24 protein-coding genes and 1 pseudogene are annotated in these 24,008 nt (G+C 63.4%); 12 read left to right on the top strand and 13 right to left on the bottom strand.

All coding sequences use genetic code 11. The features are described from left to right. From NKJ40_RS03020 to bcoG, 3 genes are read right to left on the bottom strand one after another with little or no spacing between them, the layout of a single operon-like run. Entirely contained in the window at positions 1–1,074 is a 1,074-nt protein-coding gene (locus NKJ40_RS03020) for a carnitine 3-dehydrogenase (protein WP_352464602.1), read from the bottom strand. Then, positions 1,071–1,700, bottom strand: coding sequence for an HD domain-containing protein (locus tag NKJ40_RS03015; protein WP_023677594.1), 630 nt, complete (start codon positions 1,698–1,700; stop codon positions 1,071–1,073). Before NKJ40_RS03015 ends, NKJ40_RS03020 begins: the two co-directional genes overlap by 4 nt. 30 nt (positions 1,701–1,730) lie before the next feature. Beyond that, positions 1,731–2,642: a 3-dehydrocarnitine:acetyl-CoA trimethylamine transferase BcoG gene (gene bcoG, locus NKJ40_RS03010; RefSeq protein ID WP_023677595.1), complete on the bottom strand. Its 912-nt coding sequence runs from the start codon at positions 2,640–2,642 to the stop codon at positions 1,731–1,733. A 76-nt stretch (positions 2,643–2,718) separates the two neighbouring features. Between bcoG and NKJ40_RS03005 the strand changes: the two genes are divergently transcribed. Then, entirely contained in the window at positions 2,719–3,699 is a 981-nt protein-coding gene (locus NKJ40_RS03005; protein WP_352451614.1) for a GlxA family transcriptional regulator, read from the top strand. A gap of 86 nt (positions 3,700–3,785) precedes the next feature. Here NKJ40_RS03005 and NKJ40_RS03000 read toward each other — a convergent pair whose 3' ends face one another. Both NKJ40_RS03000 and NKJ40_RS02995 read right to left on the bottom strand, forming a co-directional pair. Continuing rightward, complete coding sequence (locus NKJ40_RS03000; RefSeq protein ID WP_023680243.1) at positions 3,786–3,995, bottom strand: hypothetical protein; 210 nt, start codon at positions 3,993–3,995, stop codon at positions 3,786–3,788. A gap of 166 nt (positions 3,996–4,161) precedes the next feature. Further along, positions 4,162–4,818 (bottom strand): O-methyltransferase, encoded by a 657-nt coding sequence (locus NKJ40_RS02995; RefSeq protein ID WP_352464601.1) that lies wholly within the window; start codon positions 4,816–4,818, stop codon positions 4,162–4,164. Between the two features lie 93 nt (positions 4,819–4,911). On the opposite strand from NKJ40_RS02995, the gene NKJ40_RS02990 reads away from it, so the two are divergent. Further along, positions 4,912–5,526 (top strand): TetR/AcrR family transcriptional regulator, encoded by a 615-nt coding sequence (locus NKJ40_RS02990; protein ID WP_352464785.1) that lies wholly within the window; start codon positions 4,912–4,914, stop codon positions 5,524–5,526. A 139-nt stretch (positions 5,527–5,665) separates the two neighbouring features. Here NKJ40_RS02990 and xylA read toward each other — a convergent pair whose 3' ends face one another. After that, positions 5,666–6,991, bottom strand: coding sequence for a xylose isomerase (gene xylA / locus NKJ40_RS02985; RefSeq protein ID WP_352464600.1), 1,326 nt, complete (start codon positions 6,989–6,991; stop codon positions 5,666–5,668). A 110-nt stretch (positions 6,992–7,101) separates the two neighbouring features. Between xylA and NKJ40_RS02980 the strand changes: the two genes are divergently transcribed. Next, a complete protein-coding gene (locus tag NKJ40_RS02980; protein ID WP_352464599.1) occupies positions 7,102–7,464 on the top strand; it encodes a nuclear transport factor 2 family protein in 363 nt (120 codons plus the stop codon). Between the two features lie 194 nt (positions 7,465–7,658). Here NKJ40_RS02980 and xylB read toward each other — a convergent pair whose 3' ends face one another. The 3 genes and pseudogenes from xylB to NKJ40_RS02965 form a co-directional block, all read right to left on the bottom strand. Further along, positions 7,659–9,113 carry a xylulokinase gene (gene xylB / locus NKJ40_RS02975; RefSeq protein WP_352464784.1) on the bottom strand — a complete coding sequence of 485 codons (1,455 nt, stop codon included), beginning with the start codon at positions 9,111–9,113 and terminating at the stop codon, positions 7,659–7,661. Between the two features lie 191 nt (positions 9,114–9,304). After that, positions 9,305–10,630, bottom strand: coding sequence for a tetratricopeptide repeat protein (locus tag NKJ40_RS02970; RefSeq protein ID WP_352464598.1), 1,326 nt, complete (start codon positions 10,628–10,630; stop codon positions 9,305–9,307). A gap of 9 nt (positions 10,631–10,639) precedes the next feature. Continuing rightward, a pseudogene (locus NKJ40_RS02965) lies at positions 10,640–11,258 on the bottom strand (LysE family translocator). A 188-nt stretch (positions 11,259–11,446) separates the two neighbouring features. Here NKJ40_RS02965 and NKJ40_RS02960 point away from each other — a divergent pair. From NKJ40_RS02960 to NKJ40_RS02920, 9 genes are all read left to right on the top strand, one after another. Next, the gene (locus tag NKJ40_RS02960; RefSeq protein WP_352464597.1) at positions 11,447–12,211 is read left to right on the top strand and encodes a L,D-transpeptidase; all 765 of its coding nucleotides are present in this window, start codon (positions 11,447–11,449) and stop codon (positions 12,209–12,211) included. A gap of 97 nt (positions 12,212–12,308) precedes the next feature. Beyond that, positions 12,309–13,475 (top strand): diphosphate--fructose-6-phosphate 1-phosphotransferase, encoded by a 1,167-nt coding sequence (locus NKJ40_RS02955; RefSeq protein WP_352464595.1) that lies wholly within the window; start codon positions 12,309–12,311, stop codon positions 13,473–13,475. 16 nt (positions 13,476–13,491) lie between these two features. Next, a complete protein-coding gene (locus tag NKJ40_RS02950; protein WP_352464593.1) occupies positions 13,492–14,217 on the top strand; it encodes an MBL fold metallo-hydrolase in 726 nt (241 codons plus the stop codon). A gap of 357 nt (positions 14,218–14,574) precedes the next feature. Beyond that, the gene (locus tag NKJ40_RS02945) at positions 14,575–16,113 is read left to right on the top strand and encodes a DegQ family serine endoprotease (protein WP_352464591.1); all 1,539 of its coding nucleotides are present in this window, start codon (positions 14,575–14,577) and stop codon (positions 16,111–16,113) included. A 133-nt stretch (positions 16,114–16,246) separates the two neighbouring features. Beyond that, positions 16,247–16,858 (top strand): molybdopterin-dependent oxidoreductase, encoded by a 612-nt coding sequence (locus NKJ40_RS02940; RefSeq protein ID WP_352464589.1) that lies wholly within the window; start codon positions 16,247–16,249, stop codon positions 16,856–16,858. Then, positions 16,855–17,601 (top strand): FAD-binding oxidoreductase, encoded by a 747-nt coding sequence (locus tag NKJ40_RS02935; RefSeq protein ID WP_352464587.1) that lies wholly within the window; start codon positions 16,855–16,857, stop codon positions 17,599–17,601. The genes NKJ40_RS02940 and NKJ40_RS02935 overlap by 4 nt, the downstream gene beginning before the upstream one ends. Before the next feature lie 441 nt (positions 17,602–18,042). Continuing rightward, the gene (locus NKJ40_RS02930) at positions 18,043–18,246 is read left to right on the top strand and encodes a DUF680 domain-containing protein (protein ID WP_352464585.1); all 204 of its coding nucleotides are present in this window, start codon (positions 18,043–18,045) and stop codon (positions 18,244–18,246) included. A 71-nt stretch (positions 18,247–18,317) separates the two neighbouring features. Beyond that, positions 18,318–18,524: a DUF680 domain-containing protein gene (locus NKJ40_RS02925; RefSeq protein ID WP_352464583.1), complete on the top strand. Its 207-nt coding sequence runs from the start codon at positions 18,318–18,320 to the stop codon at positions 18,522–18,524. A 68-nt stretch (positions 18,525–18,592) separates the two neighbouring features. Then, positions 18,593–18,832 carry a DUF680 domain-containing protein gene (locus tag NKJ40_RS02920; RefSeq protein ID WP_352464581.1) on the top strand — a complete coding sequence of 80 codons (240 nt, stop codon included), beginning with the start codon at positions 18,593–18,595 and terminating at the stop codon, positions 18,830–18,832. An 80-nt stretch (positions 18,833–18,912) separates the two neighbouring features. Here the strand turns inward: NKJ40_RS02920 and NKJ40_RS02915 are convergent, their stop codons facing one another. The 4 genes from NKJ40_RS02915 to NKJ40_RS02900 are packed head-to-tail and all read right to left on the bottom strand — an operon-like array spanning position 18,913 to position 23,889. Beyond that, on the bottom strand, positions 18,913–20,025 hold the full coding sequence (locus NKJ40_RS02915) for an ABC transporter ATP-binding protein (protein ID WP_352464579.1): 1,113 nt from the start codon (positions 20,023–20,025) through the stop codon (positions 18,913–18,915). 25 nt (positions 20,026–20,050) lie between these two features. Beyond that, complete coding sequence (gene bglA, locus NKJ40_RS02910) at positions 20,051–21,715, bottom strand: beta-galactosidase BglA (RefSeq protein WP_352464577.1); 1,665 nt, start codon at positions 21,713–21,715, stop codon at positions 20,051–20,053. A 4-nt stretch (positions 21,716–21,719) separates the two neighbouring features. Further along, a complete protein-coding gene (locus NKJ40_RS02905; protein WP_352464575.1) occupies positions 21,720–22,874 on the bottom strand; it encodes a carbohydrate ABC transporter permease in 1,155 nt (384 codons plus the stop codon). 1 nt (position 22,875) lies between these two features. Next, complete coding sequence (locus NKJ40_RS02900) at positions 22,876–23,889, bottom strand: carbohydrate ABC transporter permease (protein WP_352464574.1); 1,014 nt, start codon at positions 23,887–23,889, stop codon at positions 22,876–22,878. Positions 23,890–24,008 lie beyond the last annotated feature (119 nt).

Raw genomic sequence — 24,008 nt, 5'->3', positions numbered from 1 at the left:
TCAGCCTTTCTTCCTTTTCTTCGGCTTTTCAGCCTTTGCCTTTTCGGCCGCCTTGGAGGCGGTGGGCTTCTTGGCCGCGAGCTTGGCCAGCTGCCTGGTGTAGTCCTTATGCAGGGCGCCGGCACCCCAGCCTTTGCCTTTGTTCTGCTTCGACAGTGCCTCCATGATGGCGACCAGATTGTCGTCGCGGATCTTTTCGAGCTCGCGGATCGACAGACCGTGCGCCTGATCGTCCGACTGGGTGGCGATCAGCTCGACCAGCTCATCGTTGAACTCCGGCACGTCCATCAGCTTGGTCCACGGCCATTTCAGGCACGGGCCGAACTGCGCCATGAAGTGGCGCATGCCGGCCTCGCCGCCGGCGACGCGATAGACTTGGAACATGCCCATCTGCGCCCAGCGCAGGCCGAAGCCGTAGCGCATGATGTCGTCGAGCTCCTCGACCGTGCAGATGCCGTCCTTGACCAGCCACAGCGCCTCGCGCCAGGCCGCTTCGAGCAGCCGGTCGCCGACGAACGCTTCGATCTCCTTGCGGATCACCACCGGCTTCATGCCGATCGAGGCATACATCTCCGTGGCGACTTCGATCGCCTCGGGAAAGGTCTGTTCGCCGCCGACGATTTCGACCAGCGGCAGCAGATAGACGGGGTTGAACGGATGGCCGACGACCAGCCGCTCCGGGTGCTTCTTCATCGCCACCTGCATGTCGGTCGGTTTGATGCCGGAGGTGGAGGAGCCGATAATGGCGTTGGCCGGTGCATAAAGGTCGATCTCGGCCAGCACGCGGTGCTTCAGGTCGAGCCGCTCCGGCACGCTTTCCTGGATGAAGTCGGCGTCGGCCACCGCCTCGGCGATCGTCTTGGCGAAGGTAAGCTTGCCCTCTTTCGGCAGGCCGCCGGGCAGCATCTGCTTGTAGGCGCGGCGTGCGCCCTTCATCACCTCGCCGACCTTGCGTGACGCCTCGGGATCGGGATCGAAGATCGACACGTCGATGCCGTTGAGCAGCAGCCGCGCCACCCAGCCGGCGCCGATGACGCCGCCGCCGATCGCGGCCGCCTTGTTGATGATGCTCATGCGGAAGCTCCGGTTCTTGTGCGGGCTGTTGCGGGGTCGGTGAGGGCGACACGCTCGCCGGCACGGATCACGGATGCGTCATAGGCCTTGCGCGCGAACACTTCGAGCACGAAGGGCCGGAAGAAATCGATCGGCAATGTCTCGTAGTCGGGATCGAAGCTCGACTGATCCCAGCGTTCGCAAAACTTATCGCAATCGTCGAAGTAGATGTGCCCGGCGAAACGGTCGCGGGCGTGTGGATTGCCGCCGAGGTGGTGGGCGTAATAGAGGCGCTGGAAATCGCCGTGCTTCTCCACCACCCAGGTGCATTGCTCGCGCACAAAAGGCTTCAGGATCGACGCCGCATACTCGTCGTGGTTATAGGGCGCGTAGATGTCGCCAATATCGTGCAGCAAGGCGCAGGCAATCCAGTCGGTGTCGGCGCCGTCGCGCCAGGCCCGTGTTGCCGCTTGCAGTGAATGGCCGAGCCGGGTGATCTTGTAGCCCGAGAGGCCCGCATCAAGCTGGACGAGCGCGTCGAGCAGCCGCTCGCCGGTCTTTGCCGCATAGTCGATCTCGTGCTCGGTGAGGAAGGCATAGTCCTCGCGGTCGCCGTCCTTCATGGCGGTGAATTTCACGGTCTTCATCGGCGGCTCCTCCCAACCGGCTACCGGCTTTCAAAGCGGTGCGCGCTTCGTCAGGTTCAGCTTCTTGCGGACTTCGTCCGGGCCGATGACCCTGGCGCCCATATTCGACACGATGCTGACCGCCCGCTCGACCAGCTGCGCATTGGTCGCCAGCACGCCCTTGTCGAGCCAGAGATTATCCTCCAGTCCGACGCGGACATTGCCGCCGGCCAGCACCGCGGCTGCGACATAGGCCATCTGGTTGCGGCCAATGGCAAAGGCCGACCAGTTCCAGGTCGACGGTACATTGTTGACCATGGCCATGAAGGTGTTGAGGTCGTCCGGCGCGCCCCACGGCACGCCCATGCACAATTGCACCAGCGCGTCCGGCTTCAGCACTTCTTCCTCGACCAATTGCTTGGCGAACCACAGATGCCCGGTGTCGAAGGCCTCGATCTCCGGCTTGACGCCGAGCGCCGTCATCATGCCGCCCATGGCACGCAGCATGCCGGGCGTATTGGTCATGACATAATCGGCCTCGGCGAAATTCATGGTGCCGCAATCGAGCGTGCAGATTTCCGGCAGGCACTGGCTCACATGTTCCATGCGGTTGCTCGCGCCGCCCATGTCCGTGCCTTTTTCGTTCAGCGGCAGCGGCTTCTCCGGCGGGCCGAATACCATGTCACCCCCCATGCCGGCGGTCAGGTTCAGCACCACGTCGACGTCCGCCGCGCGGATGCGCTCGGTTACTTCGCGATAGAGATGCACGTCGCGCCTAGGCTTGCCGGTCTCGGGATCGCGCACATGGCAGTGCACGATTGCAGCACCTGCCTTTGCCGCCTCGATAGCCGAATCGGCGATCTCTCTGGGCGAGCGCGGCACATGCGGGCTGCGGTCCTGCGAACCGCCGGACCCGGTCACGGCACAGGTAATGAAAACCTCACGGTTCATCGCTAACGGCATCGGACTCTCTCCCAATAGAACGTAGGGCAAGAATGCCTGACTTGCCGGAAACTGTTTTGCGTTTTACGAAGATCGTGTGACCAAAAACGAAAAACCGACGATCTTTCGGGCCGAGCGTTTGCCGCTCAAGGTAACGCTGCTGGTATTCTCCGGCTCGTCGATCATGTGCGTCGCGTCGGCCGTCGATCCGTTGCGCGCCGCCAACCGCATTGCCGGTGAGACGCTGTTTGATTTCAGGCTGGTCTCGGTGACAGGCGAGGCGCCGGTCACCACATGCGGCCTGCCGGTGGCGGTCAGCGGCCGCTTCGATGCGGCTGACACAACCGATATGCTGGTCGTCGTCGCCGGCTTCGGCACGCAGAACTACGCCACATCGGCCCTGCTGTCCGGACTGCGCCGGGCGGCGCGCGCGGCACGCGCCTGCGGCGGCGTCGAGGCCGGCACCTGGCTGGTTGCCCGCGCGGGTCTGCTGGAGGGGCGCAGCGCCACCACCCACTGGGAGGACATGGAGGATTTCTCGTCGGCCTTTCCCGGCGTCGACGTGCGCCCCGACCGCTACGTCATCGATGGCCCCGTGTTCACCACCGGCGGCGCCTCGCCGACCTTCGACCTGATGCTGCATCTGATTCGCACGCGGCTCGGCATGGCCGTGGCGCTCGATGTCGCGAGCGTCTTCATCTACGATCAGGCGCGCGCCGCGACGGACGCGCAACCGCTGGTCTCGCTCGGCCGTCTCGACGGCTACGATCCCAGGCTGGCGCAAGCCATTCGGCTGATGGAAGCGCATGTCGACCAGCCGCTGACTATCGCCGCCGTGGCAAAGCGCGCCGGGGTGACGGCACGGACGCTGGAAAGCATCTTTCGCAAGTCGATCGGCGAAACGCCCGGCGCTTATTACCTCAGGCTGCGCCTCGGCGCCGCGCGCCGGCTGGTGGTCGACACGCGCATCGCCATGGCGGACATTGCCGGGCGAACGGGGTTTTCGTCCGCCGCGGCATTTTCCAGAGCGTTTTCAAGAGCGTTCGGCGAAGCGCCGGTCAGGCTGCGTCGGGGATAATGCATGTCGCCCAAAAGCTTGGCCACGGGCTTGACCCGAGGGTGCGGAGCGGTTTTGGGATAACGACATGCATAGACAAAGGTAGATCAGGCAGCGTCCTGGCGGTCGCTGCTGCCGTCGATCTGCGAGCGCATCTGTCTCGCAAGATGGGTCTCGAAGCGGCTGGCGACCGCGCGATCCCATTCGTTTGCACTCAGCGCACCTTGTTTCGGGTGCGGCAGCGCCATCAGCCGGTCGATGATCGATCCAGCCTCGCCAGATGAGAGCAGGGCGTCGATTTCGCGTTCGTGCTGCATATCGTTTCGCCTCCTTCTTTCTGAATCCCGCCACGAACCACACTATAGGAGGTTCGTGACGGCTGTTTGAAGGCAAGAGCGAGGCGATTGATGGGCGATGCCGGGCAAAGTTTTGTCCGCCGCCGCCCATCTTGGGCACGATCGTTCCGGCAGGTCAGGCAGTGCTTCAGCCAAGCCGCATCGACAGTTCAACATCCTCGCCGAACGGCGTGGACATGTAGCCACTCCCGGTCGAGCGCACCCGCTCGAGGTATTCGGGGCAAAGATCTGCGTTGTCGGCAACGACGAAGGCGCCCGGCCTGAGGCGGCTTTCAACCAGACTCAAGATCTCGGGATAGAGCGCTTTGGCGCCGTCGAGCAGAAGCAGGTCGACGCTTTCGGGAAGATCGACGCTTAATGTTTGCAGCGCGTCTCCTTCGCGGATTTCCACCATGTCAATGAGACCGCCTGCTGTCAGATTGCGCCTCGCGCGCGCGACCTTGGATGGCTCGAACTCGCTGGTGATCAGGCGGCCGCCGCCATTGTCCCGCAAGGCTGCGGCAAGGTGCAGGGTCGAGATGCCGAACGAGGTTCCAAATTCAACGATCGTCCTTGCGCCGCTGCCTCGTGCCAGCATGTAGAGCAGCATGCCGGTCTCTCGCGAGACGGGAAGCCAGAGGTCCTTTAGCCGCCCATAGAAATCGAGGTATTCGGTCTTGCTTCGAATGAGGCGGCTCCGCTCCTCGGCGGAGAGTTCCGCCACCGCGGGGCTCGTTGCGGCAGCGGCTTCCTCGAACAGGCGGTCCAGCAGGGGCGCGAGCGGCTTTGTCGTCAGTGTGGTCACAGCGGTCTCCAGTCAAAATTGAATGCGTTCTTGTGCGGCACTCAAAATACGACTAATCATTCGCATTCACTAATCGCATTGGCGCGGCTCTCAATGAGCGATCACCGAAGTCCGCGGATTTCCTCGCGAAAACAGCCGAGGCAGGCCCGCTCGACGGAGCTCGTCGCTGCGATTTTGCAGGCTGCTGTTCAGGTTTTGGCGAAAGAAGGCGCGCAGCGCTTCACCACGGCGCGGGTGGCCGAGAAGGCCGGCGTCAGTGTCGGATCGCTGTATCAGTATTTTCCGAACAAGGCGGCGATCCTGTTCCGGCTCCAGAGCGACGAATGGCGGCAGACGACCAGTTTGCTGCGCGATATCCTCGAGGATATCAGGAAACCGCCGCTTGACCGGCTGCGCGACCTGGTCCACGCCTTCCTCCGCTCGGAGTGTGACGAGGCCGCGGTTCGTGTGGCGCTCGACGACGCCGCGCCGCTTTACCGCGATGCGCCCGAGGCGCAGGCGGCAAGGGCGTCCGGAGACCGCACCATCCAGCTCTTCATGCAGGAGGCGTTGCCCAACGCCTCGCAAGCGACTCGCGAATTGGCCGGCGACTTGATCGTGACGACGCTCAGCACGGTGGGGAAGCAGTTCTCGGAGGCGCCCCGAACCTCCGCGGAGATCGAAGCCTACGCCGACGCCATGGCCGACATGTTTTGCGCCTACCTGTGAGGCTTCGATCACGACCAAGACCGGTCAGCGAACAGGGTCACGTGAATTCGCACGGGGCAAACCTTGGCGTCGGTTTCAGCCCCGCGGAAGTCGTCTTTAGCCGCGTCCGTTGAAAATGCGGCCGCGAACCGGGTACGCCTCAGACGTACCGGTTGACGATGTTCTCGAGCAGTTCCTGGCGGCCGGATCTGGGCTGCGGCTCGATCTTCTCCTTGACGACGCGCTCAGCGATCTCCTCCAGCGTGCGCTTGCCGGCAAGCATCGCCTTGGCCTCGGCCGAATCCCAGCCGGCATAGCGCTCGGCGAGCGGGGCGGACAGCGCCTTGTCCTCGACCATGCGCGCTGCCGCCTTGAGGCCGCGAGCGCAGCAATCCATGCCGCCGATATGGCCGATCAGCAGATCCTGCGGATCGAGCGACTGGCGCCTGAGCTTGGCGTCGAAATTGGTGCCGCCGGTCTTGAAGCCGCCGGCCTGCAGCACCTGGTAATAGGCCAGTGCCATCTCCGGCACATTGTTGGGGAACTGGTCGGTATCCCAGCCCGACTGGTAGTCGTTGCGGTTCATGTCGATCGAGCCGAAAATGCCGAGCGCATTGGCCAGCGCCAGTTCATGCTCGAACGAATGGCCGGCCAGGATGGCGTGGCCCTGCTCGATGTTGAGCTTGACCTCATTCTCCAGTCCGAAACGCTTGAGGAAGCCATAGACGGTGGCGACGTCGTAATCGTATTGGTGCTTGGTTGGCTCCTGCGGCTTCGGCTCGATCAGGATGGTGCCTTCGAAGCCGATCCTGTGCTTGTAGTCGACGACCAGATTGAGAAAGCGGCCGGCCTGTTCCTGCTCGCGGCCAAGGTCGGTGTTGAGCAGCGTCTCATAGCCCTCGCGGCCGCCCCACAGCACGTAGTTCTCGCCGTTCAGCCGCTTGGTGACGTCGATGCAGTGTTTCACCGTCGCCGCCGAATAGGCAAAGACGTCCGGATCGGGATTCGTGGCGGCGCCCGACATGAAGCGGCGGTTGGAGAACAGGTTGGCCGTGCCCCACAATAGCTTGACGCCGGTCTGCTTCATTTTTTTAGCAAAATAATCGGCGATCTCGTCGAGCCGCGCCGCACTTTCGGAAAAGTCCCGGCCCTCCGGCCGCACATCGGCATCGTGGAAGCAGAAATAAGGCGCGCCCAGCAACGAAAACATCTCGAAGGCGACGTCGGCCTTGAGCTTGGCCAACTCCATCGTGTCGGTGCCGCCGGCCTTCGGAAACCACGGCCGCTCAAACGTCTGGCCGCCGAACGGATCGCCGCCCGGCCAGGCAAAGGAATGCCAATAGGCGACGGCAAAGCGCAGATGGTCTTCAAGCCGCTTGCCGGCGACAATCTCGTCGGGATTGTAGAACCGGTAGGCCAGCGGATTGGTCGAATCCGGTCCCTCGTATTTGATCTGCTGGATGTCGCCGAAAAAACCGCTGGTCATGTTCTTTTCCTCTCGCATGGTTCGGCCTGATTACCTCAGGCGTAATTGGTTTCGCGTTGGCGCTGGGTGAAAAGGCTCATGTCAAAGCCACTCAACGAAGGAGACAGACCATGACCGACCTCAACACCATTGCCGAAAACTACATCGCCGCCTGGAACGAGAGCGACGCCGTGCGCAGGAAAGCCTTGCTCGAGGCGACCTTCACCGAGGACATCGGCTACCGCGATCCGATCATGCAGGGCGACGGCCATGACGGCATCGCGGCGCTGATCGACGGCGTGCAGCAGCGCTTTGCCGGCTTCAGGTTCTCGCTGAAAGGCAAGCCGGACGGCTTCGCCGATACCATCCGCTTCTCGTGGAACCTCGGGCCGGACGGCGTCGAGTCCATCATCGAAGGCACTGATATCGGCGTCATCGAAAATGGCCGGCTGAAAAGCATCACCGGCTTTCTCGACAAGGTGCCGGCGCAGTGAGGAAATCTCGGCAAAGTGGGGGCCAAGCACCCCCCTCTGCCCTACCGGGCATCTCCCCCTCAGGGGGGGAGATTGGCTGGCTTTTCTGCTTTCGCCAATCTCCAGCGCAGCAAGCTTGGCATCAGCGCTGGAACTGCTGATCTCCCCCCTTGAGGGGGAGATGCCCGGCAGGGCAGAGGGGGGTAAGCGCCAGCTCACGCGGTTGCAGCCCTGATCGCCGGATAAAGCGCCCGGTAGCGCTGATAAGCATCCGCATAGGCATCGCCGAGGGCGGCGACCGGCTCGACCGTGGTGTCTGTCGCCGGCGCCGTGCACACGGCGCGCGGATCGGCACCGGTCGCCGCAATCAGGCCAAGCCGGGCCGCACCGAAGGCGGCGCCGAAATCGCCGTCGGCTGGAATATCGACTGGCAGGCCAAGCGCGGTGGCGATGGCCTTCAGCCAGTAGCGCGAACGCGAGCCGCCGCCGATCGCCGTCACCCGGGTCAGCGTCGTGCCGGCCTTGGCCAGGGCTTCGAGGCTGTCGCGGAAGGCGAAGGCGACGCCTTCGAGCACGGCCTGGGTCAGCGCCACGCGGCCGGACTCGTGTGCAAGCCCGGTAAACGCGCCACGAATGGCCGAATCATTGTGAGGCGTCCGCTCGCCTGAGAGGTACGGCAGGAAGGAGACGCCGGTCGGCGCCTGCAGCGCATCGCCGAGTTCGGCGGTCAGTTCGCTGGCGCTTTTTCCAGCGATCCCCGACAGCCAGTTGAGCGAATCGGTCGCAGACAGGATGACGCCCATCTGGTGCCAAGTGCCGGGCAGCGCGTGGCAGAAGGTGTGTACCGCACTTTCCGGATTGGGCAGATAGGACGCGTTGGCGGCAAAAAGCACACCGGACGTGCCGAGCGAGACGAAAGCCTGGCCGGCGCCGACCGTGCCCATGCCGCAGGCCGAGGCCGCGTTGTCGCCGGCGCCGCCGGCGATCGGGGTGCCCGTCTGCATGCCCCATTTCGCAGCCAGTTCGCTGCGCAAGGCACCGGCCTTTGCCGTGCCTTCGACCAATGACGGCATCTGCCTTTCGTCGAGCGACGTGGCGGCGAGCAGTTCGGCGGACCAGGCTCGTTTGCCGACATCGAGCCACGACGTGCCAGCCGAATCCGACATTTCCGAAATACGCTCGCCGGTGAGCCAGAGCCGCAAAAAGTCCTTCGGCAGCAGGACCTTTGCCACCTTGGCGAAAACAGCCGGTTCGTTGTTTTTCACCCAGGCCAGCTTCGGCGCGGTGAAGCCGGGAAAGACGATGTTGCCGGTCAGCTTGCGAAAGCGCGGGTCGGCATCGAGCGCGGCCGCCTCGGCGTGGCTGCGTGTGTCGTTCCACAGAATGCAGGGGCGCAGCACCTGGTCGGCGGCATCGAGCAGGGTGGCGCCATGCATATGGCCGGAAAGGCCGATGCCTTTGACCGCCGCGAGCTCCTTCGCATGCGCGGACCTCAGCTCGGCGATCGCCGCTTCGCAGGCGCGGATCCAGTCGGCCGGGTTCTGTTCGGACCAGCCGGGATGCGGGCGCGACACGTCGAGCGGCGCATGGCCGGAACCGACGATGCTCTGCCTTGCATCGATCAGCAGCGCCTTGACGCCCGACGTGCCGAGATCGAGGCCGAGATACATGTTTCCTCCCATGTCCGTCAGGCCTGGCGGCGACGGTCTGTCTTGCTCCCCCGCCTCTGCCTGCGACAAAGGCGGCGAAGATATCCCGGCAATCGTGCCGCCGGACAAGCGCTCCGGTCAACACGCGAAGATTTTTTCGACACTCGAAAAAATCTTGCCGGGGCAGTTTTTAAGGCAAGATTTAGTCTTGGTCAATTCGCCGCGAGAGCGGTTGCGCGCTGTGAAAACAGCGCCGACAACGGGCTGTCCGGCCGTGCAAGCGCGCGTTCCGCCGCAAGCGCCCTCGCCAGCGCGCCATCACCGGAACGCAATGCCGCCTCGATCAGCGTCAGGTCGATGACGTCGCGTTGGGCGTGGCTGCCGCCGAAGCGATGGGCGATTGCCCGGATCGGCCGGATCAGGCGTATCGTCCCGGCATAATTGCCCTCGCCGAATGCCTTGATGGCGAGCGTCAAGGGATGGCCGACATCCCTGGTGAAAGCAGCGTTGTCGTCTTTGCCCTGCATCGCCTCGCGCTGCGCCTCGAGCAAGCCGCTGGCCGGCGCTTCGAGGCCGGCGCCGGTAAACGCCATCATCGCGTGGGCGTCGTTGAAGGCATAATGGCCGGCGCTGGCCTTGGGCAACCAGTTGGCGGCGAGTGCCGTCCAGCGCTCGCCGACATCGACGCCGCCGAGATGCAGCCGCCACAGGATCGCGGAGGCATCGACCATGTTGAGCGCCAGCGTCGAGCGCTCGCCGTAGATCGGCCCGTCATAGAGCGTCAGCACCTCGTCGGTCTCGCCGAGATCGTAATGGAACAGGGCCAGGTGCCACCAATTGTGCACCTGCAGGAAGCTTTCCCGCGTCCACGCTTCGGGATTGGCGCGCATCCACAGAATGCCGTCCTTTTGCCGGCTCTGCATCTCCATGACATGGGCCACCGCATGCTGGGCCCAGCCGTCGCGCGGCTCGAGATCGACCGCCGTGCGGCCAAGCCTTTCGGCACGCGCGTAGTCGCCCATTTCCTCCAGCCCAAAGGCCTGCATGCCGAGTATGGCGTGGTAGCCCGGCATGCCGCTCTGCCAGGACGGCAGCGCGCGGCCGATGCGGTCGCGCAGCATGCGGGCATTGCCGGTGAAGAAGTCGATCTGGTGGCCGGTCTGCAGCGCCAGCGCATCGAGCGGGAACTCGATGGCGATATCCTCCAGCAGCCGAGCGGCCTCGTGCCAGCGTCCCTCCGCAAGGTGGCCAAGGGCGGCGACATGCGCCTGCTCGCGTGTCGTCGCGACAAGCGGCAGCGCTGCCTCGTGGCATGCCTTGGCCACCGCGGTCGCCTCTCGCTCGGTGGCAAGGCCAAAGAGATAGCCCTTGAACACATGCGCCATGACGAAGCCGGGATCTTCGGCGATTGCGCGGTCAACGGAACCGACAGGGTCGCCGATGAAGCACTGCAATTCGCGAACAGCCCGGCTGTAGGGCGAGAGCCCGGCCTCCGTGGCGCCGGACAGTGTCAAGCCGAATGCATCGCTGACCGCCATGGTCTGTCCTCAGTTGCCCGATCGCATCGCCACCGTCGCGATCCCGGCGCCGACCAGCAGCGTGCCGCCGGTGCGATTGAAGATGCGGATCGCCTTTGGATTGCGCACCACGTTGCGCGCCCTTGCCGCGATCAGCGCATAACCGAAGGCATTGGCGAAGGCGAGCGCCAGGAAGGTCGTCTCGAAGATCAGCATCTGTGTCCAGAAATCCGCGTGCCGGTCGAGGAACTGCGGCAGGAAAGCGACGAAGAAGGTGATGCTTTTCGGATTGAGCGCGGTAACCAGCCAGGCGTGCGCCGTCATCTTGGCCGATGACACCGCATCGGTGCGCGGTTCGGCCCTGAGCGCACCGCCGGCGCGAAACAACTTTATGCCGAGATAGATCAGATAGCCGGCGCCGATCACCTTCAGCACGGTGAATACGGTGGCCGACGCCGCCAGCAGCGCGCCGATGCCCAGCATCGACAGTGTCATCGCGGTGAAGTCGCCGAGCGCCACGCCGACTGCCATCGGCAGCGCGGTACGCCAGCCCTGGCCGAGCGCATAGGACACCACCAGCAGGATGGTCGGGCCCGGGATGACCAGAAGGACTGCCGGCGGCAAAGGCGGCCCAGTTTTCGAAGGACATTTTCTTCTCCTCGAGCTCAAAGAAGAGGATAAATCCTTGGCCTCGCGCAGATGTAAAGAGGCAAAAATCGAAAAAGCCCCTCGTTAACGCCAGGCGGCCGGCCTTCACGCTTTTTCAACCATGATTGGTGAAAATACCTGCTATCCGGCCGGACCGTGTTTCCCGCCGATAGCGTAGGGTTTGGGTAAATGCGTGAGTTGCCGCAAGGTCTGTCGCTGCCGCGTAATGGCGACGCAATCGAAACCGAAATACAGCTTTCCCGCCGCACGGTGCTGTCCGGCGGCGGCGCACTGGCGCTGCTCGGCGTCGCCGGCTGCAGTCAGACGCTGGATCTGCCGTCGCTCCAGCTCGACGATGTCACCACCGGCTCGATCCGGCCGATCCGCCCGAGCATCAGCGTCGACAAGAACATCACCAGCCCCGACGTGATGTACGCTTCGCTCACCGACGGTGGCTTCAATGTGCCGGAAGTGCCCTATCTCAAGGTCAAGCCGGAGTTCCGCCGCCAGATCGTCGTCGATCCGACCGGCGAGCAACCCGGCACGATCGTCGTTCACTCGCAGGAGCGGCTGCTCTATCTGGTGCAGCCCGGCGGCGAGGCAATCCGTTACGGCGTCGGCATCGGCAAGGACGGGTTCCGCTGGTCCGGCCGCGCCAACATCCAGTACGGCAAGGAATGGCCGGTCTGGACCCCGCCGCCCGAGATGATCGCCCGCAGGCCGGAGCTGGTAAAATGGCAAAGCGGACAGCCGGGCGGCCTCGACAATCCGCTCGGCGCGCGCGCCCTCTACATCTATCAGAACGGCAGCGACACCGGCTATCGCATCCACGGCTCGCCCGAATGGTGGAGCATCGGACAGGCGATGTCGTCGGGCTGCGTGCGCCTGATCAACCAGGACATCATCGATCTCTACAGCCGCGTCTCCAAGAAAAACCCGGTCGTCGTCGTCTGAACGGCGGCTTCGCTTTCAATGATCACTCTGCCGTTGCGCGATGCCGCAAGACAGGCGAATGTGCCTGCGATTTTCATCGCCCCGGGAGACGTGAACAATGGCCGGAACTTTTGTCATCGCGCAAGGCGGCGGCCCGACCGCCGTCATCAACCAGACCGTGGTGGGCGCCACGCTCGAAATCCGCAAGCGGCATCCCGGCGCCAAAGTCCTTGGTTCCATCCACGGCGTGCGCGGCATTCGTGACGGCAATTACGTCGATCTTTCAGCCATCCCCGAGGACCGCCTGCGGCTGATCGCGGCGACCCCGAGCGCCGCGCTTGGTTCGACGCGCGACAAGCCGGATGCCGCCTATTGCGACCTCATCCTCAACGGCTTGAAGAAAGCCGGCGCCGACGCCTTCATCTATATCGGCGGCAACGACACCTCGGGCACGCAGCAGATCCTGACCGACGCCGCCGGCGGCAAGATCGCCTTCGTGCACGCGCCGAAAACCATCGACAACGATCTCGAGGAGAACGATCACACGCCCGGCTTCATGTCGGCGGCCGAGTTCGTCGCTGGCGCATTCCTTTCGGTCGATCTCGATTTCCGCGCTTTGCCCGGCATCTATGTCGGCATCGTCATGGGGCGGCATGCCGGTTTCCTGACCGCCGCATCCGCGGCATGGCAGCTCGACCAGGACAGCGGCCCGCATCTCGTCTACGTGCCGGAGCGGCCGTTCTCGGCGGCAGGTTTCATCGACGACGTGCGCGCCACGCTCGACCGCCACAAGCGCTGCATCGTTGCCGTCTCCGAAGGCGTCAGCACCGCCGACGGCAAGGCGCTGGTCGAAAGCCTGGTGCCGCCGGAAAGGCTGGAGCGCGACCAGCACGGCAACGTCAAGCTGTCGGGCAGCGACCTGCCGGCAGCCTTGGAGCGCGCGCTCGCCGAGGGGCTGCCGGGCAAGCGGGCGCGCGTCGATGCGCTCGGTTACATGCCGCGCGGCTATGTCGGCGCCATCAGCGCGGTGGACGCGCAGGAGGCCTTCGACGCCGGCGCCTTCGCGGTCACGGTGGCCGACGAGGGCGGCGGTTCGGTGGCGCTGCAATATGACGGCAAGAAAACCGTGCTGAAGAAGGTGCCGCTGAAGAACGTCGCCGGCAAAACGCGCCATATGCCGGATGATTTCATGCTGCCCGATGTCAACCGGCTGTCCGATGCGGGGATGGCCTATCTGAAGCGGCTGGTCCCGCAAAAGTACAAGATCGGCAAGCCGTTCGTCTGATGCCGGCCTTGATCTGATGGACAGCTGGTTCAGCAAAACCATCGTCGATGCCAAGACGACGATGCTGACCGAGCCCTTCGTGCATGAATTCGTGCGCGCCAACATCTGGCATTTGCGCGGCCGCGATGTCGACCTGCTGGTCGACACCGGCATGGGGATCTGCCCGCTGGCGCCGCAGATCGATATGCCGGCCGGCAAGCCGCTGCTCGTCGTCGCCACGCATATCCATCTCGATCATGTCGGCTCGCTGCACGAGTTTCCGTTGCGGGCAGGGCCGCGCCACAGCGCCGCGCAGTTCGACAGCATGGATGAAGCGGTGACCTACGCCTACATGTTCCATGATCTGGAAGGCGCCGTCTCCAGGCTGCCGGCGGAGGGCTGGAAAGCGGCCGATTACAGGATTCAGCCGGCGCCGCTGACTAGGACCCTGGACGAGGGCGATAGGATCGACCTCGGCGACCGTCAATTCCGCGTCCTGCATCTGCCCGGCCACTCTCCGGATTCGATCGCGCTGTTCGACGAGGCAGACGGCCTGTTCTTCGCCGGCGACGCCATCTACGACGCCATGCTGATCGACGACCTGCCGGATTCGGATCGTGCCGCCTATCGCCGCACCATGCAGCGCCTGCTCGAGCTGCCGATCCGCATCGGCCATGGCGGTCATGGACCGAGCTTCGACGGCAGGCGAATGCGCGAGATCGCCACCGCCTATCTCCGCCGGACCGACCGGAAAGGCGAATAGGAGGCCTCTGCTGAGGCGGCGCAAATCTGAAGCGATTTGTCTTGCTCAGCTATTTTGTTCTTGCTTTGTGCCGGCAGCTATGCTAGTAATTTGGGTATGGTGCTGATTCGCCCCAACGACCCGCCGCAAGGCGGGTTTTTGTCTTCGGGTTTCGGCGCCAGCCCGGCAGGGCGGTTGCCAGCCGGAAATTAAATCTTCGTAATATTATCTGGAAACCACGATCGGCGCCCTAGATGCGGGGCTGTCGATCCGGTCGGCCGCCGTGCCAGGCGAGACAGGCAAGGCCGACACGTCGATAAAGCGTTCCGGTGATGGAAAGCTGCGGCGCCCGATCAATCTCTCGCCCGGACAACGGCCATGTCACCAATCAAGACCCTTCGCAGACATCGCGTCGCCGCTCTGCTGGGCGCCGCGCTGATCGTCAGCCCCTTTGCTTTGCCCCTCGCTCCCAGGCTGAATGATGTCCTGGCGGCAACGGTGACCCCTCCCGTCACCGGCATGACCGCTCCCAGCGGTTCGTTCGCGCCGGTCGTGGCGGCCGACAAACCGGCGGTGGTGACCATCACGACGGTCATGGAAGCACAACAGCCGGACACCACGAGCGACGCCTCTCCCTTTGGCGGAACCTCCCCTTTCGACGACTATTTCCGCCATTTCTTCGATGACCAGGGACAGCCCGCCCCCAAGACACCGCCGGAGCAGGCGCCGCGCGCCGAGGCCCTCGGTTCAGGTTTCGTCGTCGGCGCCGACGGCACCATTGTCACCAACAATCACGTTGTCGACGGCGCCCAATCGATCAGGGTGACGCTCGACGACGGCACCGAGCTTCCCGCCAAATTGATCGGCCATGACGCCAAGAACGATCTTGCCGTGCTCAGGGTCAAGGCCGGCAAGCCCTTGCCGACCGTCAAATGGGGCGATTCCGACAAGCTCATGCCGGGCGACCAGGTGCTCGCCTTCGGCAATCCTTTCGGCCTTGGCACCACGGTCACGGCCGGCATCGTCTCGGCCCGCGGCCGCGACCTGCACAGCGGGCCGTTTGACGACTTCATCCAGATCGACGCACCGATCAACCGGGGCAATTCCGGCGGCCCGCTGACGGATGTGAACGGCAATGTCGTCGGCATCAACACGGCGATCTTTTCGCCGAATGGCGGCAGCGTCGGCGTCGGTTTCGCCATTCCCTCGGACCAGGCGCAAAAGGTCGTCGCCAAGCTGATGAAGGGCGGCTCCATCCAGTACGGCTATCTCGGCGTCCAGATCCAGCCGGTGACGCCTGACATGGCGAGCGCCATCGGCCTCGATCACCCCGCCGGCGTGCTGGTCGCGCAGGTCAGCGACGGATCGCCGGCCGCCAAGGCCGGCATCGAGACCGGCGACGTCATCACCAGCTTCGCTGGTCGCGACATAAAGGATCCAAGGGACCTGTCGCGCGGCGTCGCAGACGTTGCGCCCGGCACGAGGGAAACCCTCAATGTCTGGCGCAAGGGGCAAAGCCTGCAGATCTCCGTCGAGGTCGGGCGCAACGAAGACGACATGGCAACGGGATCGGTGACCGGCGATCAGGGTCAGCCGTCGACGGAGCCGGGCCTTCGCGCACCGGCGCTCGGTCTCGGCCTGATGGATGTCACCCCGGATGTGCGTCAGGCAATGAACCTGGCAGGCAACCAGCATGGCGCGCTGGTCGAGCGCGTCGACCCGAACAAGGCGGCGTCGGCTTCCGGCATCCAGCCCGGCGACATCATCGTCGCCGTCGACCAGCATCCGGTGAGAAGCGCCAGGCAGGCTAACCAGGCGATTGTGCAGGCTGCGAAATCCGGCAAGAAATCGGTGCTGCTGCTTGTCGAGCGCGGCGATGCCCAGATGTTTGTCGCCGTGCCCTTCGCCATTGGCTGAAGCAGACGCCGCGCTGCCAAGATCGATGTAGAGCATTGCCGCCGGGCCGGAGCCCAGATTTCGGTTGCCCGCGCGCGCGTCTTCGAGAAAACTGACAAAGGTCGATTGGACCTTGCGCAAATGGATATTCTCGATGGTTACCCGAGGCTTCTCTTCCGGACGAAAGCCCCCGACGGATACGGATGCACGTATCCCGCCGGGGCAATATCTCGAGCAAGGTTTCCCGGTCCTGTCGGCCGGCCCGACGCCGCATGTGCGCACCGAGGATTGGTCGTTCACGCTTAAGCACGGGGCGCGGCCGATCAAGAAGTGGAACTGGGCCGAGTTCAACGCGCTGCCCTTGACCAAGATGACGCGCGACATCCATTGCGTGACCGCATGGACCAAGTTCGACACGGCGTGGCAGGGCGTGCTGGTCGACGACATCCTTGCCGACGCCGGCATCGAGCCGCCCACCGCCTTCACGCTGGCGCTGGGTTTCGACGGCTATTCCACCAACGTGCCGACGAAGGATCTCACCGGCGGCAAGGCGATGGTGGCACTGCTTTACGAAGGCAAGCCGATCACGCCTGACCATGGCGGCCCGGCACGGCTGCTCGTTCCGCATCTCTATTTCTGGAAATCGGCCAAATGGCTGAACGGGTTGCAGTTCACCGAGCGTGACGAGCCGGGTTTCTGGGAGTTGCGAGGCTATCATATCTATGGCGACCCGTGGCGCGAGCAGCGCTACACGAACGATCCATGAGCGACGCACCGGCGGCGCAGTCGCCCTGGCAGACGGTCACCATCACCCGCATCCAAAAGCGCACGCCGCGCGTCACCAGCTTTTTCCTGCAGCCATCGCGGCCCTTCGCTTACCGTGCCGGACAGCATGTCGATGTCAGGCTGACGGCGCCTGACGGCTATCAGGCGCGGCGCTCCTATTCCATCGCCTCGGCACCGGAGACCGGCGAGACCATCGAACTGGCAATTGAAAAACTCGAGGACGGCGAGGTCTCGCCGTTCTTTCACGAGATCGCGGCAGTGGGCGACGAGGTCGAATTGCGCGGGCCGCTCGGCGGCCATTTCGTTTGGTCCGACGGCGATGGCGGCCCGCTCCTGCTCGTCGGCGGTGGGTCGGGCGTGGTGCCGCTGATGTCGATGGTCCGTCACCGGGCGATACGGGGGTCGCTGGTCGCCGCCGCCCTGGTGTTTTCCGCGCGAGTTTGGGACGAGGTGATCTTTCGCGACGAGTTGATCGACCTCGCCGAGCGCCGGGATGGCTTCGACCTGGTGCTGACGCTGACGCGCGAGCCGGCCCGCCGTCCGGCGGATTATGCGCGGCGGATCGATGCCGCGATGATGGTGCAAGCCATGACGAGGCTGCCTGCGCCACCGAAGCTCGCCTTCGTCTGCGGCTCGAACGCATTCGTGACGGCCGCCGCCGAGGCACTGATCGATGCCGGCGTGCCGGCGGCACTCATCCGCACCGAACGCTACGGGGTCTGACCCGGTTCTGCTTGCCCGGTTGCTGCCTTCGCTGCCCGGCATAAACGGGCCAAAAACAGGCAGAACGGCGAGGCCGCGTTTGGCTGAAATGGTTAACGATTCGACAAACAACCTCGGTTGCGACTTTTATCGGTTTGGAAAATCGAACCGAACGGTTCGTTTCTGTTGACAATGCGTGCAGGATGTTGTGAACGCTGCCTTCCCAAGTCGCCTTGCAGCTAGGCCGATGCTATGGGCTATCTACTTGATCTTTAGTAATAAAATTGTGGCGAAGGGAATCTCTGGCACAATTTCAAGGTGTAGATTCTTGGTCCACACCAAACAACTTCGTGATTGGAAACTGGCCATTGGCTTTCCCACATCGGGGCTGTCCGAACGACGCGAATTCCTCCCAAGACACGCCGCTAGACGGACCGAAAACTAAGATACTGGAGTACTAAAATGAAAAAGATCGCTCTTGCCGCCGTCGCCGTTTTGGCCATCACCGGCAGCGCCTTCGCTGGCAGCGACAACTTTGGTTCCAATGGTGCGAACCAGCCTGCCGCTTCGGTCGACAGCTCGTACACGGCTTCCATTCAGAAGCCGGTTCATGCTGACCAGCAGCCTGTCCAGGGCGCCGACCGTAACCTCTTCGGCAACAACTAACAGCCGATCCCAGTATCAGGGCGGCGGGCATATCCGCCGCCCGGGATCTGAAAAAATTCAGGAGTATTAAGATGAAAAAGATCGTTCTTGCTGCCGCCGCCGTTTTGGCCATCGGCGGCAGCGCCTTCGCTGGCAGCGACAACTTTGGTTCCAACGGTGCCAACCAGCCTGCTGTCTCGGTCGATAGCTCCTACACGGCTTCCCTCAAGACGTCGGACCAGGCTGAAAAGCAGCCGGTTGTCCAGGGCGCCGACCGTAACCTCTTCGGCAACAACTAACAGCCGATCCCACCATCAAGGCGGCGGCATGCCCGCCGCCTGGATCCGAGAAATTCAGGAGTATTAAAATGAAAAAGATCGTTCTTGCTGCCGCCGCTCTCTTGATTGCCGCCGGCAGCGCTTATGCCCGCAACGACAATGTTGGCGGGACCGACATCAACAAGCAGACGACCGACAATGTCGACAACACGCAGACGTATTCGGTGCGTGACAGCAACTCGCCGATCTACAAGCTGCTGAATTCGTCTGGCGATGTGCCTAAGTCCGCGCCTCAGGGCGCCGACCGCAACCTCTTCGGCAACAACTAACAGCCGAACTGGAACTAAAAACAAGAGCGGCGGGCCACGCCCGCCGCTCTTGTTTTTTGCATAGCGGAAAAACGCCTGCCTCAAGCCGCCTTTGCTTCTGCTTCATGGAGCGCGAAGGAGTGTCCGTCCGCGTCGAAAATATGCAGGTCGCTGGCGTCCGCCGTCAGCCGCATCGCCGCTCCGCGCTTGACCTCGACATTGCCTGGCAGCTTGGTCACCAGCGGCAGGTCGGCGCGGCCGATGTCGACATAGACGAGCTGGACCTCGCCGAGCTGCTCGACATAATCGACCGTCCCTTCGAACAAATAGTCGGCGCCGGTGGCAATCATCAGATCCTCCGGCCGCACCCCGAAGCTCACCGCAGCGCCTTTCGCCGAGGCAGGCGTTGCGATCGGCACCGTCGCCTTGCGGCCGCCGACATGGCTGACAACGGTGGGGTTGCCGGTCCTGTCGATCGTTGCCGGCAGGATGTTCATCGCCGGCGAGCCGATGAACTGGGCGACGAATAGATTGCCGGGCCGCTTGTAGAGCTCCATCGGCGTGCCGACCTGTTCGATATGGCCTTCCTTCAGCACCACGATGCGGTCGGCCAGCGTCATCGCCTCGACCTGGTCGTGGGTGACGTAGATCATCGTTGTGGCCGGCATCGATTCCTTGAGCTTGGCGATCTCGATGCGGGTGGCGACACGCAGCGCCGCGTCGAGGTTGGATAGCGGCTCGTCGAACAGGAAGACCTTGGGATTGCGCACGATGGCGCGGCCGATGGCGACGCGCTGGCGCTGGCCGCCCGACATCGCCTTGGGCAGACGGTCGAGATATTTGGTCAGCTGCAGGATCTCGGCCGCCTGGCGCACCCGCTTGTCGATCTCGGCCTTGCTTTCCTTACCGATCTTCATCGAGAACGCCATGTTGTCGTAGACCGTCATGTGCGGATAGAGCGCATAGGACTGGAACACCATGGCGATGCCGCGCTTCGACGGCGGCACGTCGTTGACAATCTCGCCGTCGATCTTGAGCTCGCCGGAGGTGATCTCCTCCAGCCCGGCGATGCAGCGCAGCAGGGTCGACTTGCCGCAACCCGAGGGGCCGACGAAGACGATGAATTCGCCCGACTTTATGTCGAGGTCGACGCCGTGCAGAATGTTGAGATTGCCATATGATTTCCTCACTTGCCTTAGCGTGACATCGGCCATGGTACCCTCCAGTTCTTCCTAGAATTCAGTCGATACGCCCGAACCAGGCGCCGTAGCCGCCGAGGCGGATAGTGCCGGCGCCAGTCTGTCCCGAAAACCCGTGTCCCGGCAAGGGCTGCAGTGAGCGGCCGCCAAGATCGACCTCGGCCGGCTTTGCTCCGAGATTGAAGGCGCAGACGATCTGCTCGTTGCCTTCGCGGCGCGTGAAGGCGACGGTGTCGCCCTCGCTTTCGATGAACTCGATATCACCCTTGGCCAGTGCCGGATGGGCGCGGCGGAAAGCCAGGAAGCGCCGGTAGTGCTCGAGCAGCGAGCCGTCGTCGCCTTGCTGCACATTGACGGCTTGGGCAAGGTGCTTGCTGGGCACCGGCAGCCAGGGCTTTGCCGTCGAGAAGCCGCCATTGCGGGCCGCGCCGTCCCAAACCATCGGCGTGCGGCAGCCGTCGCGGCCTTTGAATTCCGGCCAGAAGCGGATGCCGTATGGGTCCTGCAGATCCTCGAAGCTGAGTTCGGCCTCGCTAAGCCCGAGCTCCTCGCCCTGATAGATACAGACCGACCCGCGCAACGACATCAGCAGCGCCGAGATGACCTTGAGATAGGCGGTCGGGTCGGGCTCGCCGGCTGCCCAGCGCGAGGCGGGACGCATCACGTCATGGTTGGAAAAGGCCCAGCACGACCAGCCGTCGCTGGCCACCTTGCCGAAGGTTTCCAGCACCGAGCGCACCTTTGCCGCGCTGATCTTCTCCGGCGCCAGGAAGTCGAAGGAGTAACACATATGCACGCGCTTGCCGCCGGCCGTATAGGCCGCCACCACTTCCAGCCCACGCTGCGAATCGCCGACCTCGCCAACCGCGGCCGTCGCCGGATATTCGTCGAGCAAGGCGCGGAAGCGTTCGAGGAAGCCGAGATTTTCAGGCCGGCTCTTGTCATAGAGATGGTCCTGGTAGTTGTAGGGGTTGACGGCTGGCGCCGTCTGGTCGTTGCGCTGCTCGGGCGGCAGCGGCGGATTGTCTTCCAGGCCCTGGCTGTGGAAATAGAAATTGATGGTATCGAGGCGGAAGCCATCGACGCCGCGCTCCAGCCAGAAGCGGGTGACGTCGAGCAGCGCGTCCTGGACCGCGCGGCTATGGAAATTGAGGTCGGGCTGCTCGGCCAGGAAATTATGCAGATAATATTGCTGGCGGCTGGTGTCCCACTGCCAGGCCGAGCCGCCGAAGATCGACAGCCAGTTGTTGGGCGGCGTGCCGTCCGGCTTGGCATCCGCCCAGACGTACCAGTCGGCTTTTGGATTGCTGCGGCTCGAACGGCTTTCCTTGAACCAGGGATGGATGTCGGCGGTGTGCGAGAGCACCTCGTCGATCATCACCTTAAGTCCAAGCCGGTGCGCCTCGGCGGTCAGCGCGTCGAAGTCGGCCAGCGTGCCGAACATTGGATCGACATCGCAATAATCCGACACGTCGTAGCCGAAATCCTTCATCGGCGATTTGAAGAATGGCGAGATCCAGATGGCGTCGACACCGAGCGAGGCGATGTAGGGCAGCCGGCCGATCATGCCCCTGAGGTCGCCGATGCCGTCGCCATTCGAATCCTGATAGCTGCGCGGGTAGATCTGGTAGATCACGGCACCTCGCCACCAGTCGCGATCTGTAACGAGATCGGGCTTCGGGGTGGCCTTCAAAGCGGATTGCATGATCTCAACCTCCTTTCACCGAGCCGGCAAGCAGCCCGCGGACGAAATAGCGCTGCAGCGAGAAGAACACGATCAGCGGCACGATGATGGTGACGAAGGCCGATGTCGTCAGGATCTCCCAGTCGCCGCCGCGCGAGCCGAGCAACGCATTGAGCTTGGCGGTCAGCACGATCTGGTCGCCTTCGGTACCAAGGAAAACCATCGCCACCAGCAGATCGTTCCACACCCAGAGAAACTGGAAGATGGCGAACGAGGCCAGCACCGGGAACGACAATGGCAGCACGATCTTGACGAAGATCTCGAAATCGCTGGCGCCGTCGATGCGCGCCGATTCCATGATCTCGCGTGGCAAGCCGGCGATATAGCTTCTCAGGAGATAGATGGCAAAAGGCAGGCCGAAGCCGGTATGCGCCAGCCAGATGCCGAGATAGGTCTTCGACGGCACGCCGAAGAAGCTGCCGACGCCGTTATAGAGCTTCAACAGCGGGATCAGCGACATCTGCAGCGGCACGACCAGGAGGCCGATGATGACGGCGATGAGCAGGGCCCGGCCGGGAAAGCGCATCCAGGCCAGCGCGTAGGCGGCGAACGCGGCGATCAGGATCGGGATGACGGTGGCCGGAATGGTGACGGTCAGCGAGTTCATGAATGAGCGGCCGATGCCTTCCGAAAACAGCACCGTGTCGTAATTGTCGGTGGTGAATTTCGGCGGCGCCGACGAGGCGTAATAGACGCGCTGGCCGCGTTCGCTTTCGAAAGCCTTCGGCGAGGTCATGACGAAACTGCCGTCGGCATTGAGCTGCAGGGTCACGCCGTCGCCGAGATCGGCTGTCGTGCCGGCGGGATATTGCGTCGGTGCGGCCGACTTGACGCCGAAGGCGCTGATGTTACGGGCCGGGCCATCGCCGAAAATATTGCCTTGCAAGACGAACTTGCCGTCCTTCTCGACCTGCGCCGAGGCGGGCGGCAGCCGTCCGGCTTCCGTCTGGCTGGAACTGGTGAACGAGTTCCACCAGCCCGAAGCGATGATCTGGTCCTTGTCGCGCAGCGACGAGACCAGAATGCCGAGCGTCGGGATCGTCCAGATCGCGACGAAGATGAAGACGGCGATATGGACGCCGAAACGGCTGACAAAGGACTTTCCGGTCGACGCGGCCATCTCAATGTCCTTCCGTCTCTTTGTTCGCCTGGCGGATGTTCCAGACCATGATCGGAATGACCGCGATCATGATGATGATGGCGATGGTGGCGCCGCGACCGAAATCGCCGCCGCCGCGGAACATCCAGTCGAACATCAGATTGGCCAGCACCTGGCTGTTCCACTGGCCGTTGGTCATGGTCAGCACGATGTCGAAAACCTTCAGCACCAGGATGGTGATGGTGGTCCAGACGACGGCGATCGTCCCCCAGATCTGCGGCACCATGATCTTCCAGAAGATCTGGAAAGGGTTGGCGCCATCGATGACGGCGGCTTCCAGCGTCTCTTCCGGAATGCCGCGCAAGGCCGACGACAGGATGACCATGGCAAAGCCGGTCTGGATCCAGATCAGGATGATCATCAGGAAGAAATTGTTCCAGAACGGCAGCGATATCCAGACCTGCGGCTGGCCGCCGAAATACTGGATGATGGCGTTGAGCAGGCCGATCTGCGTCTGCCCGTCGCCGCGATACTCGTAGATGAATTTCCAGATGACGCTGGCGCCGACGAAGGAGATCGCCAGCGGCAGGAAGATCAGGCTCTTGGCGATGGTGCCCCACCAGATCTTGTCGGTGAGCACGGCGATGATCAGCCCGAGGAAGGTGCAGGCGGCCGGCACCACCGCCAGCCAGATGATGTTGTTGAGGATCGAGTTGCGGAACTCGCGGTCGCCGAACGCCCATTGATAGTTGGCCAAGCCGACGAAATGGGCGCCGCCGCGATCGAGAAACGACAGCCTCAGTGTCTCCACCACCGGGTAGATCAGGTAGATAGTGAGAATGATCATCGCCGGGCCGACGAACAGCCAGGGTCGGATCACCCCCTGCCGGCGCAGATTGTTAATCGCCGCCTTGCCGGAAACGCCGCGTGCCGGAAAGATCGTGTCGAGTGCCTTGTTGGCGCCCCAGAAATAGGCGACGCAGCCGCCCACGCCGATGATGATGACGAATATCGCCGAAAAAATCTGAGCCGCCATGGGTCCCTCCCCCTGCGCACGGATCCGCCAGTCGATAATGGCTTTGGCGACGGGGTCATGCGCCGATTCAGTTGTCTGGAGCGCGACCAGCCGGAAAGCAGGTCACTGGGCGCGCGTCA

The sequence above is a fragment of the Mesorhizobium sp. M0119 genome (assembly GCF_040322615.1).
Classification (GTDB): Bacteria; Pseudomonadota; Alphaproteobacteria; order Rhizobiales; family Rhizobiaceae; genus Mesorhizobium.
Note: the sequence above shows the minus strand (reverse complement) of the source record. Positions and strands in the feature narration are given on the sequence as shown.